The sequence below is a fragment of the Actinomyces sp. Marseille-P3109 genome (assembly GCF_900323545.1).
GTDB lineage: Bacteria > Actinomycetota > Actinomycetes > Actinomycetales > Actinomycetaceae > Actinomyces.
The window spans coordinates 222718-238861 of the sequence record NZ_OOHN01000008.1 but is presented as its reverse complement, the minus strand read 5'-3'; the positions used below and the strand labels follow the sequence as shown (position 1 = coordinate 238861).

17 protein-coding genes are annotated in these 16144 nt (G+C 69.7%); 4 read left to right on the top strand and 13 right to left on the bottom strand.

Features of this window, described 5'->3' with window-relative positions:
- Positions 1–228 precede the first annotated feature (228 nt).
- The 3 genes from rpsI to truA all read right to left on the bottom strand — a co-directional run bounded on the left by rpsI (position 229) and on the right by truA (position 2404).
- Positions 229–723 carry a 30S ribosomal protein S9 gene (rpsI, locus tag BQ8008_RS01245; RefSeq protein WP_108832454.1) on the bottom strand — a complete coding sequence of 165 codons (495 nt, stop codon included), beginning with the start codon at positions 721–723 and terminating at the stop codon, positions 229–231.
- A gap of 43 nt (positions 724–766) precedes the next feature.
- Entirely contained in the window at positions 767–1210 is a 444-nt protein-coding gene (gene rplM, locus BQ8008_RS01240; RefSeq protein WP_108832453.1) for a 50S ribosomal protein L13, read from the bottom strand.
- Between the two features lie 306 nt (positions 1211–1516).
- A complete protein-coding gene (truA, locus tag BQ8008_RS01235; protein WP_108832452.1) occupies positions 1517–2404 on the bottom strand; it encodes a tRNA pseudouridine(38-40) synthase TruA in 888 nt (295 codons plus the stop codon).
- Between the two features lie 211 nt (positions 2405–2615).
- Here truA and BQ8008_RS01230 point away from each other — a divergent pair, with 211 nt between their 5' ends.
- The 3 genes from BQ8008_RS01230 (at position 2616) to BQ8008_RS01220 (ending at position 6589) form a co-directional block, all read left to right on the top strand.
- A complete protein-coding gene (locus BQ8008_RS01230; RefSeq protein WP_108832451.1) occupies positions 2616–3371 on the top strand; it encodes an ROK family protein in 756 nt (251 codons plus the stop codon).
- A gap of 179 nt (positions 3372–3550) precedes the next feature.
- Entirely contained in the window at positions 3551–5101 is a 1551-nt protein-coding gene (locus tag BQ8008_RS01225) for a Re/Si-specific NAD(P)(+) transhydrogenase subunit alpha (RefSeq protein WP_108832450.1), read from the top strand.
- Between the two features lie 12 nt (positions 5102–5113).
- Positions 5114–6589 (top strand): NAD(P)(+) transhydrogenase (Re/Si-specific) subunit beta, encoded by a 1476-nt coding sequence (locus BQ8008_RS01220; RefSeq protein ID WP_108832449.1) that lies wholly within the window; start codon positions 5114–5116, stop codon positions 6587–6589.
- Between the two features lie 22 nt (positions 6590–6611).
- On the opposite strand, the gene BQ8008_RS01215 is transcribed toward BQ8008_RS01220, so the two are convergent.
- Positions 6612–7316, bottom strand: coding sequence for an MgtC/SapB family protein (locus BQ8008_RS01215; protein ID WP_108832448.1), 705 nt, complete (start codon positions 7314–7316; stop codon positions 6612–6614).
- 158 nt (positions 7317–7474) lie between these two features.
- Here BQ8008_RS01215 and BQ8008_RS01210 point away from each other — a divergent pair, with 158 nt between their 5' ends.
- Complete coding sequence (locus BQ8008_RS01210; protein WP_108832447.1) at positions 7475–9301, top strand: tetratricopeptide repeat protein; 1827 nt, start codon at positions 7475–7477, stop codon at positions 9299–9301.
- Between the two features lie 107 nt (positions 9302–9408).
- On the opposite strand, the gene rplQ is transcribed toward BQ8008_RS01210, so the two are convergent.
- The 9 genes from rplQ to secY all read right to left on the bottom strand — a co-directional run bounded on the left by rplQ (position 9409) and on the right by secY (position 15852).
- On the bottom strand, positions 9409–10134 hold the full coding sequence (gene rplQ / locus BQ8008_RS01205) for a 50S ribosomal protein L17, sunset domain variant (protein WP_108832446.1): 726 nt from the start codon (positions 10132–10134) through the stop codon (positions 9409–9411).
- Between the two features lie 30 nt (positions 10135–10164).
- Positions 10165–11166: a DNA-directed RNA polymerase subunit alpha gene (locus BQ8008_RS01200; protein ID WP_108832445.1), complete on the bottom strand. Its 1002-nt coding sequence runs from the start codon at positions 11164–11166 to the stop codon at positions 10165–10167.
- A gap of 157 nt (positions 11167–11323) precedes the next feature.
- Complete coding sequence (rpsK, locus tag BQ8008_RS01195) at positions 11324–11725, bottom strand: 30S ribosomal protein S11 (RefSeq protein ID WP_009403616.1); 402 nt, start codon at positions 11723–11725, stop codon at positions 11324–11326.
- Between the two features lie 62 nt (positions 11726–11787).
- The gene (gene rpsM, locus BQ8008_RS01190) at positions 11788–12162 is read right to left on the bottom strand and encodes a 30S ribosomal protein S13 (protein WP_070661560.1); all 375 of its coding nucleotides are present in this window, start codon (positions 12160–12162) and stop codon (positions 11788–11790) included.
- Between the two features lie 165 nt (positions 12163–12327).
- The gene (gene rpmJ / locus BQ8008_RS01185) at positions 12328–12441 is read right to left on the bottom strand and encodes a 50S ribosomal protein L36 (RefSeq protein WP_003781903.1); all 114 of its coding nucleotides are present in this window, start codon (positions 12439–12441) and stop codon (positions 12328–12330) included.
- A 33-nt stretch (positions 12442–12474) separates the two neighbouring features.
- Complete coding sequence (gene infA, locus BQ8008_RS01180) at positions 12475–12696, bottom strand: translation initiation factor IF-1 (protein ID WP_003781847.1); 222 nt, start codon at positions 12694–12696, stop codon at positions 12475–12477.
- Between the two features lie 250 nt (positions 12697–12946).
- On the bottom strand, positions 12947–13828 hold the full coding sequence (gene map, locus BQ8008_RS01175) for a type I methionyl aminopeptidase (protein WP_108832444.1): 882 nt from the start codon (positions 13826–13828) through the stop codon (positions 12947–12949).
- A 147-nt stretch (positions 13829–13975) separates the two neighbouring features.
- Positions 13976–14563 (bottom strand): adenylate kinase, encoded by a 588-nt coding sequence (locus BQ8008_RS01170; protein WP_199907910.1) that lies wholly within the window; start codon positions 14561–14563, stop codon positions 13976–13978.
- Positions 14560–15852 (bottom strand): preprotein translocase subunit SecY, encoded by a 1293-nt coding sequence (gene secY, locus BQ8008_RS01165; protein ID WP_108832442.1) that lies wholly within the window; start codon positions 15850–15852, stop codon positions 14560–14562. Before secY ends, BQ8008_RS01170 begins: the two co-directional genes overlap by 4 nt.
- Positions 15853–16144: the final 292 nt, after the last annotated feature.

The window sequence follows — 16144 nt, the reverse complement described above, 5'->3', positions numbered from 1 at the left end:
GACGGCCGAGGCACGAGCAAGGTCTGATGTCCTTGAGGGGTTCCTCCGCGGCGAGTCCTGCCCGAGATGCCGCCCAATCTGCCGCGCGGTTGGCCTTGCCCGGCTCAGTCAGAGCCGATTGCGGCCGCCCCTGACACATGGCGACGGCGGCCGTCCCGATGAGGGGACGGCCGCCGTCGTACAAAGCGTGCGGGCGGTTCCGGCCAGCCTGGCCGCAACCGCGCTGGATCAGCGCTTGGAGTACTGGGGGGCGCGGCGGGCCTTGTGCAGACCGGCCTTCTTGCGCTCCACGATGCGCGAGTCGCGGGTGAGGAAGCCGGCCTTCTTGAGAGTGGCGCGGTTGGCCTCACGGTCGATCTCGTTGAGGGCGCGGGCGATGCCCAGGCGCAGGGCGCCGGCCTGGCCGGAGACGCCGCCGCCGTTGATGCGGGCGACGACGTCGAAACGGCCCTCGAGGTCCAGGATGGTGAAGGGGGCGCGCACGAGCTGCTGGTGCAGCTTGTTGGGGAAGTAGTCCTCCAGGGTGCGGCCGTTCAGCTTCCACTGGCCGGTGCCGGGCACGAGGCGCACGCGGGCGACGGCCTCCTTGCGGCGGCCCAGGCCGGAGCCGGGGGCGGTGATGGACTGGCCGCGGCCGGGAGCGGACTCCTCGGTCTCGGTGGTGTAGCTGGAGGGGGCGTTCTCCTCGTCCAGCGCGTCGATGTCGACAGTGGTCTCAGCCACGATGTGTCCTTTGCTTGTCGCGGGGTGCCGAGCGCTGGAGCGCTTACTGGGCGACCTGGGTGATCTCGAACGTCTTCGGGTTCTGGGAGGCGTGCGGGTGCTCGGCACCTGCGTAGACCCTGAGCTTCTTGAGCTGGGCGCGACCGAGCTTGGTGTGGGGCACCATGCCCTTGACGGCCTTCTCGACGGCGCGCTCGGGGCGGGTGGCCAGCAGGTCGCGGTAGGAGACGGCGGTCAGGCCGCCCGGGTGGCCGGAGTGGCGGTAGGCGAACTTCCTGTCGGCCTTGCCGTTGGTGAGGGCCACCTTGTCGGCGTTGATGATGACGACGTAGTCGCCGCAGTCCTCGTTGGGCGCGAACTGGGGCTTGTGCTTCCCACGGAGCAGGGTGGCGGCCTGGGCCGCGAGTCGACCCAGGACGACGTCGGTGGCGTCGATGACGTACCAGCTCTTCTCGACGTCGCCGGGCTTCGGTGTATACGTGCGCACGGGCGTTGCCTTCGTTTCTCTTGGCGAGTGGGCACGCCGAAGCGCGGTGAAGCATTCGCGGTTCGGCGAGACCACCATGGTCAGGTGAGTGGTCGGAGCACAGGCGATCCGGGGCGAGTGGGACGGCACCGCGGACACGCACACGCGTGCTGCACGACGATTGCCAACAGTACCGGGCTGCCCGCAGGAGGGTCAAAAGGTGCGGCTTTCCAGTTCCGTGAATCGCACCACGCGGCCCGCCGGAATGATCGGCGAGGTCGTCGGCGGGTTGCCAGCGGGCTTGCCGGCAGGCCATCGTCGGGGTGGTCAGCAGGTCAGGCGGCGGGTGGTGCGGGCGCGCTCGGCCTGGGCGGCGAGCTCGTCGTCGCCCGGGTAGGTGACCTCCTCCAGGGTCAGCCCGTGCGGCGGGGCGACGGGGGCGGCGCCGTTGCGGGTACGGGCCGCCAGAACCTCTCCGGGCCAGGTGGCGGGTTTCCGCCCCTGCCCGACGGCGAGACCGGCTCCCACCAGGGAGCGGACCATGGAGTGGCAGAAGGCATCGGCGACGACGCCCAGGGTGACAAGCCCGGCGTCCGGCCCGGCGGAGGCCCTGCGCCAGTCAAGGGCCCGCAGGGTGCGGATGGTCGTGGCGCCCTCGCGGGGCTTGCAGTAGGACAGGAAGTCGTGCTCGCCCAGCAGAGGCGCCGCCGAGGCGGCCATGGCCTCGACGTCGAGCCGACCCGGCAGCCACAGGACGGTGGCGCGCCGGGCAGGGTCGCGTGGGGCGGCGTCGTCGGCGATCCGATAGGTGTAGCGGCGGGTCAGTGCGCCGAAGCGGGCGTCGAAGGCCTCCGGCACGATGCGCACCCCGGTGACGACGACGTCACTGGCTCCTCGCGGGGTGGGCGGCAGGCTGTCCTGCGCCTCGCGCGCCAGGACGCCCGCGAGCCGGGTGAGCAGGGCGGTCTCGGGGCTGCGCTCGGAGCGCCCGGGCAGCGCCCCCCAGGCCTGGGAGCTCACGTCGAGGTGGACCACCTGGGCGGCGGCGTGGACGCCGGCGTCGGTGCGACCGGCCACCGTGAGGCGGACGGGCTCGCGCAGGACGGTGGCCAGGGCGGAGGTCAGGACCCCCTCGACGGTGCGCAGCCCGGGCTGGGCGGCCCACCCGGAGAAGAAGGTGCCGTCGTAGGCCAGGTCGAGGCGGATGCGTGGCATGGCCCCATTGAACCGCACTGGTTTCGTATGATGCAGCAGGCCATTGCGGGTCGGGCGGGACAGGTGCTCGAAGGCAGTCGACTGTCTCTGCGGGTACGGCGGGGGCTCCGCGAGGAACGAGCGGCGCGGACGGTTGCCGGGGACTCCTGTCCCGCCCGGCCCTTTGCCGCTTTCCCACAAAGGACTATGCGCTTCCACTAGGCTCGCAGCCGTGAGTACAACGACTCTGTCCGTGGACTGCGGCGGCGGCGGTATCAAGGCCTCGGTGCTGGACTTCGAGGGCAATATCATCTCCCGCGCCGTGCGCACCCCGACCCCCTACCCGCTGCCGCCGACGAAGCTGGTGGAGACCATTACCTCGCTGGCCTCCCAGCTGCCGGGCGCGGACCGGGCGACGGTGGGGATGCCGGGCATGATCCGCCACGGGGTCGTCATTGCCACGCCGCACTACATCACCAAGGACGGCCCCCGCTCCAAGGTGCTGCCCGAGCTGGTGGAGGCCTGGGCCCGCTTCGACATGGGCGCCGGCGTCTCGCGGGCCCTGGGCATCCCCTCCCTGGTGCTCAACGACGCCGAGGTCGCCGGGGCCGGCGTCGTCACGGGCCGCGGCCTGGAGATGATCGTGACCCTGGGCACGGGCCTGGGCAACGCCGTCTTCGACAACGGCATCCTGGCCCCGCACGTGGAGGTCTCTCAGGGGCCGGTGCGCTGGGGCCTGACCTACGACGACTACATCGGTGAGCACGAGCGCCTACGCCTGGGCGACGCCCACTGGTCGCGCCGCGTGCGCCGGGTCGTCGAAGCCCTGCGCCCCATGTACCTGTGGGACCGCCTTTACCTGGGCGGCGGCAACTCGCGCCGGATCACGGCGGCCCAGCTGGCCAAGACCGGCGACGACGTCGTCGTGGTCCCCAACGAGGCCGGCATGACCGGTGGCGCCCGTTGCTGGGACATGGCCCGGCCCTGACCCCCTCCGTCGTCGACTACGTCTCGTTGCCGCTCTCCCGCCTCGGCAGCGATTCTCGGCCTCATCTCCCGCTGGACTGGCACCAACAGTCCCTTGCCGCGGACTACGGAACCTTCTATCTTGCCGATAGTTTCTTGTGAAGTGCCAGCGACGGCACCCGTATCCTGCAAGGAGGCACTATGCGTATCGGAGTCCCCCGCGAGCCGGTGGATCAGCCGCGCGCCGCTGCGAGTCCGCAGACGGTGGAGCGGATGATCCGCCTGGGCTACGAGGTGCTGGTCGAGCGCGGCGCCGGAGCGCGGGCGCAGTTCCACGACGACGCCTACCAGGCCGCCGGGGCCCAACCGGCCGGTGGCGCCCAGGTCTGGGGCTGCGAGGTCGTGGTGAGCGCCTCGTCCCCGGCCGAGGAGCAGCTGGCGCTCATGAGCCGGGGCGCGGTCCTCATCTGCCGGCTGGACCCGACGCGCCGGCCCGAGCTCCTCGAGGCGCTGCGGGAGCGGGGCATCACCTGTCTGGCCCTGGACGTCGTCCCGAGGATCTCGCGGGCGCAGTCGCTGGACGTGCTCTCATCGCAAGCAAACCTCGCCGGCTACCGTGCCGTCATCGAGGCGGCCTCGCACTTCGGCAGGCTGTTCAGCGGGCAGGTGACCGCTGCGGGCAAGTTCCCGCCCGCAACCGTCTACGTCATCGGCGCGGGCGTGGCGGGGCTGTCCGCGATCGGCACCGCCTACTCCCTGGGCGCACAGGTGCGCGGCTCCGACGTGCGCCCCGAGGTCGCCGACCAGGTCCGCTCCATGGGGGCGCAGTTCGTGCCGCTGCCCAACGCCCAGGAGGTCTCATCCGACGGCTACGCCAAGGAGATGAGTGCCGACCAGGCGGCCGCGGCCAACACGCTCTACGCCCGGCAGGCAGCCGAGTCCGACATCGTCATCACCACGGCGAGCATCCCCGGCCGCCGCGCGCCTGTGCTCCTGGACCGGGCCTCGATCGAGGCCATGCGCCCCGGCTCGGTCATCATCGATATGGCGGCAGCCACCGGCGGCAACACCGAGCTGACGTTGCCCGGCGAGGTGGTCACCACCGACAGCGGCGTCACCATCGTGGGGCACACCGACCTGGCGGGCCTGCTGCCCTCGCAGGCCTCCCAGCTCTACGGGCGCAACATCGTCAACCTACTGGACCTCCTCACCCCGGCCAAGGACGGGACCCTCACCCTGGACCTGGACGACGAGGTGGTGCGGGCCATCACGGTCACCCACGACGGCGAGCTGTTGTGGCCCCCGCCCCCGATCCAGGTCTCGGCCGCTCCGGCCCCGGGGCGCCCGGCGGAGTCGACTACCGACGACGCAGCCGCCCAGGAGGCGGCCCGAGCGGCGCAGGCGCGCTCCCGCTCCCGGCAGTGGCTGGGGCTGGCGGCGGCGAGCCTGGTGGCCGCCGCCCTGGTCCTGGTGACGCCGCCGGCCGCCACGAGCCACTACATCGTGCTCATGCTCTCGGTGATCCTGGGCTTCCACGTCATCTCCAACGTGACCCCCGCCCTGCACACACCGCTCATGTCGGTGACCAACGCGATCTCCGGGATCATCCTGGTCGGGGCGATCTCGCAGGTGGGCCATCCCCACCCCGTCATCAGCGCCATCAGCCTGGCGGCGGTGGTCCTGGCAACGATCAACATCGTCGGCGGCTTCGCGGTCACCCACCGCATGCTGGCCATGTTCACGAAGGACTGAGGTGAGGACCAGATGATGACTCACGTGCTGATGCCGGCTGCGTCGTCGGACACGCTGACCGCCGCGCCGTCACTGCCCTCCCCGGTGGTCCTGGCCTACATCGCCGCCGCGATCCTGTTCATCCTGGCCGCAGCCGGCCTGTCACGCCATGAGACCGCGGTGGCCGGCAATGTGGCGGGCGCCGTCGGCATGGGGGTGGCGGTGCTCGCCGCCATCGGCCTGGTCTTGAGCAGCCGGCCCGCGCGGGGCGTGCTGCCCACCCTGCTTCTCATCGCCATGGGCCTGGCCCTGGGATCGGTCATCGGACTGGTGGTGGCCAGGCGCGTGGCCATGACCGGGATGCCCCAGCTCATCGCCGTGCTCAACGGCCTGGTGGGGCTGGCGGCCGTCCTGGTGGGATACAACTCCTACGTCTCCCCCGACGCCCTGTCCGCCTCGCTGGGTGCCTTCCACCTGGGAGAGGTCTTCCTGGGCGTGTTCGTCGGTGGGGTGACCTTCACCGGCTCGGTCCTGGCGGCCCTCAAGCTGGCCGGCCGCGTACCGGGGCGCCCGCTGACGCTACCGGGCCGCAACCTGCTCAACCTCGGGTCGCTCATCGTCTCCCTGCTCCTCATGGTGGGGTTCATGGTGGTGCCGGCCGGCTCCGGTGCCGGCTGGGCCTTCCTCACGGTGATGACCGTCATCGCGCTGGTCCTGGGCGCTCACCTGGTGCTGGCGATCGGCGGCGGCGACATGCCGGTGGTCGTCTCGATCATGAACTCCTACTCGGGGTGGGCCTCCGCCTTCACCGGCTTCATGGTGGACAACGACCTGCTCATCATCACCGGGGCGCTGGTGGGCTCCTCGGGGGCCTATCTGTCCTACCTCATGTGCCAGGCCATGAACCGCTCCTTCACCTCCGTACTGCTGGGCGGCTACGGAACCGACTCCACCAGCGCCGCCGCGGGTGGTCCTCAGCACGAGGGCTCGGTGGAGGAGATCAGCGCCGGCGAGGTGGCTCACCTGCTGCAGAACGCCCAACGCGTGGTCATCACCCCCGGCTACGGGATGGCCGTCGCTCAGGCCCAGTACCCGGTGGCCACCCTCACCGAGATGCTGCGCTCGGAGGGAGTGGAGGTCACCTTCGGCATCCACCCGGTGGCGGGCCGCCTGCCCGGGCACATGAACGTGCTGCTGGCCGAGGCGAAGGTCCCCTACGACATCGTCCTGGAGATGGACGAGATCAACGACTCCTTCAACGACGTCGACGTCGTCCTCATCATCGGCGCCAACGACACCGTCAACCCGGCCGCCCAGGAGCCGGGCTCGCCGATCGCGGGCATGCCGGTGCTGCGCGTGTGGGAGGCGAGCCGGGTCATTGTCTTCAAGCGGTCCATGGCCATCGGCTACGCTGGGGTGGACAACCCGCTGTTCTTCCGGGAGAACACCTCGATGCTCTTCGGCGACGCCAAGAACACCGTCGAGGCCATCATCCGGGCCCTGGAGTAGGAGGCGCCGGCATCCAGCCGATTCAGTCGAGCCGGCCGCCCTCAAGGCACTCGACACCGTCGACACCGTCAAGACCGGACAGGGACTCGATGAGGTTGGCGGCGGGCCGCTGCCCGTGGAAGCGCATGACGGCGTTCATGGTGCGCCCGCGCTCGCCGCGGATCATCTCGGTCTCCTCCAGGGTCGCCGTGAAGCCGGAGGCGGTGGCGGCCTGGAGGATTTCGGGCATGATGGCGCGGCCGACCTCGTAGTCGATGCGCACCGTCACCTCGCCGCGGCGACGCTGCAGGCGCGAGGTGAGGGGCCCCAGCAGCAGGACGACGACGTAGTCGAGCGCGACGGCGGTGGCGGCCAGGGGGATCATGCCCGCGCCGCAGGCCATGCCGATGGCGGCACTGAGCCAGACGGTGGCGGCGGTGGTCAGGCCGCGAACGGTGTCGTTGTTGACGAAGATGACCCCGGCGCCCAGGAAGCCGATGCCGGAGACGATCTGCGCAGCCACACGGCTGGGGTCCACGGAGACGTCGGAGCCGGTGATCGGGGCGAACCCGTAGGCGGACACGAGGGTGAACAGGCACGAGCCCAGTCCCACCAGGACGTGCGTCTTGACCCCGGCGTCCTTGTGGCGCAGGTGGCGTTCGGCGCCCAGGGTCAGGCACAGGATGAAGGTCGCCGCCATGGCGACAACCTGGATACCCACGTGGTCCAGGCTGAACAGCGCGCCCACACCGGCTCCCTTCCTTGCGATCCCGATACCGGCCCACCGCTGATTCTAAAGGAGCAGCGGCGGGGGTGCGTCCCCGGTGACGACTCCCCATCGCGGTGCTCGGGAGCGCCGATTACCGTGCCATCACCACCGTTCTTCCTATCCTGAGGCCTTCAGACGTGTCGCTCTCCCCCTATGCCACCCCTGAGGGCGTGGCTCACGCCACCCGGCTGCTGGAGCTCAGTGAGCGCCTGGCGGACTCGGGACGCCGGGGGGAGGCTCTGGACGCCGCGCGGGAGGCGAGTGAGATCCTCCGGGGCCTGGCACGGGTCAACCCGGATCACTACCTGAACGATTTCGCCGAGGGCCTGTCGGTCCTGGCCGTCCGCCTGCGCAAGGCCCGCCGCATCCGCGAGGGCGTCGGCATCTCGCGGGAGACGGCCCGGATCCGACGGCACCTGACCCAGCAGGACTACGACGCGCACGCTCCTGGCCTGGCCGGGTCGCTGAGTCGGCTCGCCGCCGATCTGAGCGCGGCCGGCGAGCTGCGCGACGCCCTGGCCACTGCACAGGAGTCCGTCGACCTCTACCGGAACCTGAGCCAGGACAATCCCTCCGCCTACGACGCCGGCCTGGCTCAGGCCCTGACCACGCTCGCCTGCCGTCTGGGCGAGTCCGGGCACCCGAGCGACGCCTTCGTCACCGCCCAGCAGGCCATCAGCGTCCGACGGCGTCTGGCCCAGTCCGATCCGGACACCCAGGTTCCCGAGCTGGCAGCGACCTTGAGCAGTCTGGCGCCGCGTCTGTGCACAGTCGGGTACGCCGATGAGGCCCTGGACCAGGCCCGGGAGGCTGTCGGTCTCTACCGGAGGCGCGATGAGGACGAGCCCGGTTCCTGCACCGGTGAATTCGCCGGTGCGCTGGAGGTGCTGGCCGTCTGCGGGGCCGCCGTCGGGCGTCGCGACGAGGCCCTGAACGCGGCCGAGGAGGCAGCCGCGCTCTACCGGGGGCTGGCCCGAAGCGCGCCCGCCCTCTACTCCCCCGAGGTCATCGGCTCCTTGGGGACACTGGCCCGGCGCCTGAGCGATGCAGGAAGGCACCATGAGGCACTCGCCGCGACCCAGGAGGCGGTCAGTATCGCTCGGGCTCTGGCCCACAGCGCCCCTGACACCCATCTGCCCGACTTGGCCAGTGCCCTCCAGGCGCACGCCGCCTGTCTGCGCGACGCCGACAGGCTGGACCGGGCTCTGGCCGCGGCTCGTGAGGTGGTCAGCATCCGGCGCACCCTGGTGAGGAGCAGCCCCACCACCTACACCCCGGATCTTGCCGAGTCCCTGTACATCCTCGCTGTCGGCCTGTACACGGCCAGGCAGCTGCCCGAGTCCTTCACGGCGGCCAGGGAGTCCATCGATATCTACCGGCGCCTGGTCCGGGCCAATCCTGCCTCCTATACCGCCGACCTCGCTCGGGCGCTCAATATCCTCACCTTGAACCTCAATCGGGCAGGCCGCTCGCAGGAGGCACTGGCCGCCGTTCAGGAGGCGGTCACCATCTACCGCAGCCTGGTGCAGATCGATGCCGCCGCCTACAAGTCGGACCTGGCCGCCTGCCTGCACAATGTCGCCACGTGCCTGGGCGACACGGGGCACCGCTCCGCCGCCCTGGCCGCGATCCGGGAGACGGCGACGATCCGCCGCGAGCTGGCCGAGCGCGATCCGGCGACTCACGCCCCGGCACTGGCTCCGTGCCTGCACCGGCTCGCCAAGCGTCTGGCGGAGGCCGGTCACCAAGGCGAGGCCCTGGAGACCGCGCGGGAGGCGGTCGACCTCTACCGGGGTCTGGCCCGCAGGTACCCGGAGGCCTTCAGTCAGGGGCTGGCCGACACCCTCGGCACCTACGCCTCAGTCCTCCGGTGGGCGGGCGAGGAGACCGATTCCGCCCACGTCCGCCAGGAACGCGAGGAGGTCCTCACGCAGATTGAGGAGATGGACGCGGGCGACGATTGACGTGCCCGAGACGGCCCCCCGCCCCCACCTCCAAAACACGGGGAGGGCCGGTCACCAACAGGTGTCCGGCCCTCCCTGGAGTTCTAACTCAGTGCGTCAGCCCTGGCTCACTTCTCGACCTTCTGGGCGGCGGCGCCGCCGGCGGGGGCGAAGCCCGCGGCCTCTGCCTCCTCGGCGCTGGCGAACCAGACCTCGGCGACCGTGGCGTCGTACCAGCGCGAGCCGGGAACGTGGTACTTCATGGAGTCCTCGTTGCCCTTGACCAGGTGGTCGTCGTCGGGAGCATCGGTGGCGCCCTCCTCGAGGCGAACCGCGCCGGCGTACTCGGCCTTGTCGGCCTTGTCGGCCTTGTCCGTCTTCTCCTCGGCCTTCTCGGCGTCGGCCTTCTTCGCGGCCTTGTCCTCGTCGGCGACGGCCTTCTGAGCGGCCTTCTTGGCGGTGGCGATCGCGTCGTCCACGACCTCCTTGCGGGCAACCGGCTCCAGCACCAGGGAGATGACCGCCATGGGGGCGTTGTCGCCCTTGCGGGGGGTGGTCTTGATGATGCGGGTGTAACCGCCCTCGCGGCCCTCGAACTGGGGGGCGAGTTCCTCGAAGAGGCGGTAGACGGCGTACTTGTCCGTCACCTTCTTCAGCACGGTGCGGCGGGCGTGCAGGTCGCCGCGTTTGCCCTTGGTGATGAGCTTCTCGACGTAGGGACGCAGGCGGCGGGCGCGAGCCTCCGTGGTCTTGATCGACTCGTGGACGATGAGCTGCGTGGCCAGGTTGGCGAGCAGGTGGCGCTCGTGCTGGGCACTACCGCCCAGGCGGGGACCCTTGGTGGGGCGAGGCATGGTTGTCTCCTAGATGAATAACGAGCCGGCTCAGGCCTGGGTCTCGTCGCTGAAGGTGGGGTTGGCGTAGTCGTCGTCCGAGACGTAGTCGACCGGGGAGCCCTTGAGGGAGAGCCCCAGCTCGGCCAGCTTGTCCTTGATCTCGGAGATGGACTTGGCACCGAAGTTACGGATGTCGAGCAGGTCGGCCTCGCTGCGCGAGACGAGCTCACCGACGGTGTGGATGCCCTCACGCTTGAGGGCGTTGGAGGAACGGGCCTGCAGGTCGAGCTCGTCGATCATGAGGGCGAGGTCCTGCTGGAAGGCCTCGTCGATCGGCGAGGGGCCGACCTCGATGCCCTCGGCCTCGACGTTGAGCTCACGGGCCAGGCCGAAGAGCTCCACGAGCGTCTTGCCGGCGGAGGCCAGGGCGTCGCGCGGAGTGATGGAGGCCTTGGTCTCGACGTCGACGATGAGACGGTCGAAGTCGGTGCGCTGCTCCACACGGGTGGCCTCGACGGAGTAGGAGACCTTCTTGACCGGCGAGTAGATCGAGTCCACCGGAATGCGGGAGATCTCCGCGTTGGGGTCCTTGTTCTGGTTGGCGGAGACGTAGCCGCGGCCGCGCTCGACCGTCAGCTCGATCTCCAGCTTGCCCTTCTCGTTGAGAGTGGCGATGACCAGCTCGGGGTTGTGGATCTCGACGCCGGCCGGCGGGGTGATGTCACCGGCGGTGACCTCGCTCGGACCGGACTTGCGCAGGTACATGACGACCGGCTCGTCATTCTCCGAGGACAGGACGATCTCCTTGATGTTGAGGATGATCTGGGCGACATCCTCCTTGACCCCGGGGATCGTGCGGAACTCATGGGGCACCCCGTCGATGCGGACGCTGGTCACGGCCGCCCCCGGGATGGAGGACAGCAGTGTGCGGCGCAGGGAGTTGCCGAGCGTGTAGCCGAAGCCGGGCTCGAGGGGCTCGAGCACGAAGCGCGAGCGGCGGTCCTCGACCACGACCTCCTCGGTGAGCGTGGGTCGCTGTGCAATGAGCACGTGGTTTCCTTTCGTCGCGGCGCCCGCTATATGACGCCGTTCCTCATGGGTGGAGCCGCCGGCCCGCCCGGGCCGGTCCTACTCCGTGCCCCGCCGGTCGGGCGGGACGTGGTGAGACGACGACGCAGCACCGGCTGCGCCGTCGTCCCGTGAAGCCTCAGACGCGGCGGCGCTTGGGCGGGCGGCAGCCGTTGAAGGCCTGGGGGGTGACGTCGGTGATCGAGCCGACCTCGAGGCCGGCGGCCTGGAGGGAGCGGATCGCGGTCTCGCGGCCGGAGCCGGGGCCCTTGACGAAGACGTCAACCTTCTTCATGCCGTGCTCCTGGGCGCGCCGGGCAGCGGACTCGGCGGCCAGCTGGGCGGCGTAGGGGGTCGACTTGCGCGAGCCCTTGAAGCCGACCTGGCCGGAGGAGCACCAGGCGATGACGGCACCCTGCGGGTCCGTCAGGGAGACGATGGTGTTGTTGAAGGTGGACTTGATGTAGGCGTGACCGTGGGTAACGTTCTTGCGGTCCTTGCGGCGCGTCTTGCGCGCGGCGGCGCGGGTCTTGGGAGGCATTCTTCCTTCTTCGTGATGAGGTCGTCACTGCACCCCGAGCTGTGCGGGGGGCGAGCTGCTGCTTACTTGGCCTTCTTCTTACCGGCCACGGTGCGCTTGGGGCCCTTGCGAGTACGCGCGTTGGTCTTGGTGCGCTGGCCGTGCACCGGCAGGTGACGGCGGTGGCGCAGGCCCTGGTAGCAGCCGATCTCGATCTTGCGGCGGATGTCCGCCTGAACCTCACGACGCAGATCACCCTCAACCTGGTAATTGCCGTCGATGTGGGTGCGGAGCTTGACCAGCTCCTCCTCGGTGAGGTCCTTGACGCGGGTGTCGGGGTTGACGCCCGTCGCCTTCAGGGTCTCGTCCGCGCGGGTGCGTCCGATCCCGAAGATGTAGGTGAGTGCGACCTCGACTCGCTTCTCGCGAGGCAGGTCGACACCGGAAATGCGTGCCACGGTGTGGTTCTCCTGTGTGCTCCCGGAGGTCGTCACCCATCTCCCCCACCTCGCCTGGTGGCCCCGGCCTCCGAGAACCGGGGGTTGTGGACCCGCGGTGCGGGTGCGCTGGGATGGGTGCTGGAAAGGACCGTCCAGCTCTCTGGGCGGCCCTGCGCCGGGGCCTCAGCCCTGACGCTGCTTGTGCCGCGGGTTCTCGCAGATGACCATGACGCGGCCGTGGCGACGAATCACCTTGCAGCTGTCACAGATCTTCTTGACGCTCGGCTTGACCTTCATGATGTTCCTCCGCCGGCTCTAGGAGCCGACATGTCACTTGTACCGGTAGACGATTCGGCCGCGGGAGAGGTCGTAGGGGCTCAGCTCCACGACCACCCGGTCCTCGGGGAGGATGCGGATGTAGTGCTGCCGCATCTTTCCGGAGATGTGCGCGAGCACGACGTGCCCGTTGCTCAGCTCCACCCGGAACATCGCGTTCGGAAGGGCCTCGACGACCGATCCCTCGACCTCGATGACTCCGTCCTTCTTAGCCATGTTCCTCCATCGGTGCTTTCTCGCTCGAGTTCATCCCGACGACGACGTCGACGGGCGGTCGCGCTCGCCGTTGCAGGGGCCCTACCACAGGTGAGCCCCTGAGGCCAGGAGCTCGGTTGCGACATGAGGGCATACGTCATCGACGGACGCGCGTCCAGCGGATAACTTTACGGCAGGCGGCCTGGGCTTCACCATGCCAGATAGCGAGATGACGCGGTGTTTCCCGACACACCGGCGTCTTGGCCGCCGGTCAGCTCAGTGGCCTGGGCTCTATGCCGTGGGCGGCCAGCCCCTCGGCACCGCCGTCCGGCGCGGTGAGGACCCAGACGCCGCCGGGGACGATCGCCACGGTGTGCTCCCACTGGGCGGCGTGGGAGCCGTCCTGGGTGACGACGGTCCAGCCGTCGTCGAGCTCGCGCGTGACCGGGCTACCGGCGGTGAGCATGGGCTCGATGGCCAGCACCATGCCAGGCCGCAGCCGCGGCCCGCGTCGCTTGACCGAGTAGTTGAGGACGTCGGGGGCCATGTGCATGCTCGTGCCGATGCCGTGGCCGACGTACTCCTGGAGGATCCCCAGCTTGTGCCCCTCGCGCTCGGCGGCCGCGGCCACCACGGCCTCGACGGCGTCGCCGACGGCGTTGAGGCGCAGCTCGCGTCCACTTCCCTTCTCCGCGGCGGCGCGGGCGACGGCGGCGATGGCCGCCCACAGGGCCTCACGGGTGGTGGTGTCCACGAGTCGGTCGGTCTCACTGCGGTACGTCCCGCCGACGACGGTGGTGAAGGCGGCGTCCCCGTGCCACTGGGTGCCGTCGTCGTCGACGACGTAGGCGCCGCAGTCGAAGGTGACGAGGTCGCCGTCGGCCAGGACACGTTCGCCGGGGATGCCATGGACCACCTCGTCGTTGACGGAGATGCACACGGTGGCCGGGTAGTCGTGATAGCCCAGGAAGTTCGAGTGGGCGCCGGCGGCCTCGATGACGCCGGCTGAGACGGCATCGAGCTCACCGGTGGTGATCCCGGCGCGCACCGCCTCGCGCAGGGCGGAGTGGATGTCGGCGACGACGAGTCCGGCCTGGCGCATGAGGCGGACCTGCTCGGGCGTCTTGATCTGAATCTGCTCGCGTGAGAGCACGCTGCCTCCTGTGGTCGCGTGGAGGGAAATGAGACTGCCGGCGGGTTCCGGGGAGCGCCGGCAGAGGCCGGCGAGCACCGGGACGGGTCGGAGCATGCGGAGGCGGGCCGTCCGCGTGAGCAGACGACCCGCCGGTGAGGCCGGGCCTCAGGAGCCGGTGATGCCGCGTGCGGCGAGGGCCTCGAGGATGCGGCCGGTGACGACGTCGATCTCGCCCATGCCGTCGACCTGGACGAGCAGGCCGCGCTCGGCGTAGATGCCCGCCAAAGGCGCGGTGGACTCGGCGTAGACCTCGAGGCGGTGGCGGATGACGGGCTCGGTGTCGTCGGCGCGCCCCTGCTCGCCGGCCCGCTTGAGCAGCCGGGCGATGACGGCCTCGGCGTCGGCCGTGATCTCGACGACGACGTCGAGGGCGAGACCGGAGGCCTCCAGCATGGAGTCGAGCTCGCCGACCTGGGCGGTGGTACGCGGATAGCCGTCCAGGAGGAAGCCGGCCACGCAGTCGTTCTGGGCGATGCGGTCGGCCACCATGGCGTTGGTGATGGAGTCGGGAACGTACTCTCCCTTGTCCATGTAGGCCTTGGCCTGAGTACCGAGCTCGGTGGCGCCGGCGACGTTGGCGCGGAAGATGTCACCGGTGGAGATGGCCGGGATGCCGAGGCGCTCGGCGATCCGTGCGGCCTGAGTGCCCTTGCCCGCTCCGGGGGGACCGAGGAGAACCATGCGTGCGCTCATGACAAGAACCCTTCGTAGTGGCGCTGCTGCAGCTGGGAGTTGACTTCCTTGACCGTCTGGAGGCCCACACCCACCATGATGAGGATCGTGGTTCCGCCGAAGGGCAGGTGCTGGGACAGGTCCAGCCAGATCACGGCAAGTGTCGGGATGAGGGCGAGGACCACCAGGTAGATGGAGCCCGCCGTCGTGATGCGGTTGATGACGTAGGACAGGTAGCGCACGGTGGGCTCGCCGGCACGAATGCCCGGGATGAAGCCGCCGTAGCGCTTCATGTTGTCCGCGATCTCCTCGGCGTCGAAGGTGATGGCCGTGTAGAAGAAGGCGAAGCACAGGATGAGGATCCCATAGGCGGTCAGGTAGATCGGGTGCGTCTGCTGCAGGTGGGTCATGATCCACTGCACCCACTTGCTCGTGGGGCTGGCGAAGCTGGAGACGAGCTGAGGCATGGCCAGGATCGAGGAGGCGAAGATGACCGGGATGACGCCGGCGGTGTTGATCTTGACCGGGATGTAAGTGGTCGAGCCGCCGTACTGACGGCGCCCGATCATCCGCTTGGCGTACTGCACGGGGATGCGTCGCTGGGCCTGCTCGATGTACACGACGGCGAGGGTCGCCGCCAGGACGACGCCCACGACGATGAGGAACTTGGCCGCGCCGCCGTTGCCGCCGGCGATGGAGAACATGTTGGAGGGGAACTGGGCCACGATCGAGGTGAAGATCAGCAGCGACATGCCGTTGCCGATGCCGCGCTCGGTGATGAGCTCGCCCAGCCACATGATGAGGCCGGTACCGGCGGTCATGGTGATGACCATGAGCAGCATCGTGAGGACCGAGCCGCCGGGAATGATCTCGTGGGTGCAGCCGGGGAAGAGGCGGCCGCTGGAGGCCGTGGCCACGATGGTGCTGGACTGGAGGAGCCCCAGGCCGATGGTGAGGTAGCGGGTGTACTCGGTGAGCTTGGCGGTGCCCGCCTGCCCCTCCTTGTGGAGCTCCTCGAAGCGGGGGATGACCACCCGCAGGAGCTGGATGATGATGGAGGCGGTGATGTAGGGCATGATCCCGAGCGCGAAGACGCTCAGCTGGAGCAGCGCACCACCGGAGAAGACGTTGACGAGGCTGAGCAGGCCCTGGTCCTGGGACTCGCCGATGCAGGCCTTGACATTGGCCAGGTTGACACCGGGGGCCGGCAGGATCGACCCGAGCCGGAAGAGGGCCATGATGCCAAGGGTAAAGAGCAGCTTCGCCCTGAGGTCTGGCGTTCTGAACGCCTGGGTGAACGCGCTGAGCACTCGATCTCCTGTGGACTCGGGGTTGGGTTCGGTCTTGCACGCAGCAAGGAGGAGCGCAGGGGGACTGCGCCCGGTCCAGAGTACCCCGCCGAGGCCCCGGCCTGGGCGCTGAGACAGCCTTGCAACGCCGATGGGGTGCGGGTTTTATCACGTCCCTCCCCTGTTCTGCGTCGTCGGGTGACTCAGCGCACCTCCATGCCGGAAGGAGGTCATCTCCCCTGGAGCTCGACGTCGGGGCACGACAAACCCCGGCAGTCCAGGTTTCCCTGGACCACCGGGGTCTGCAGCTGCT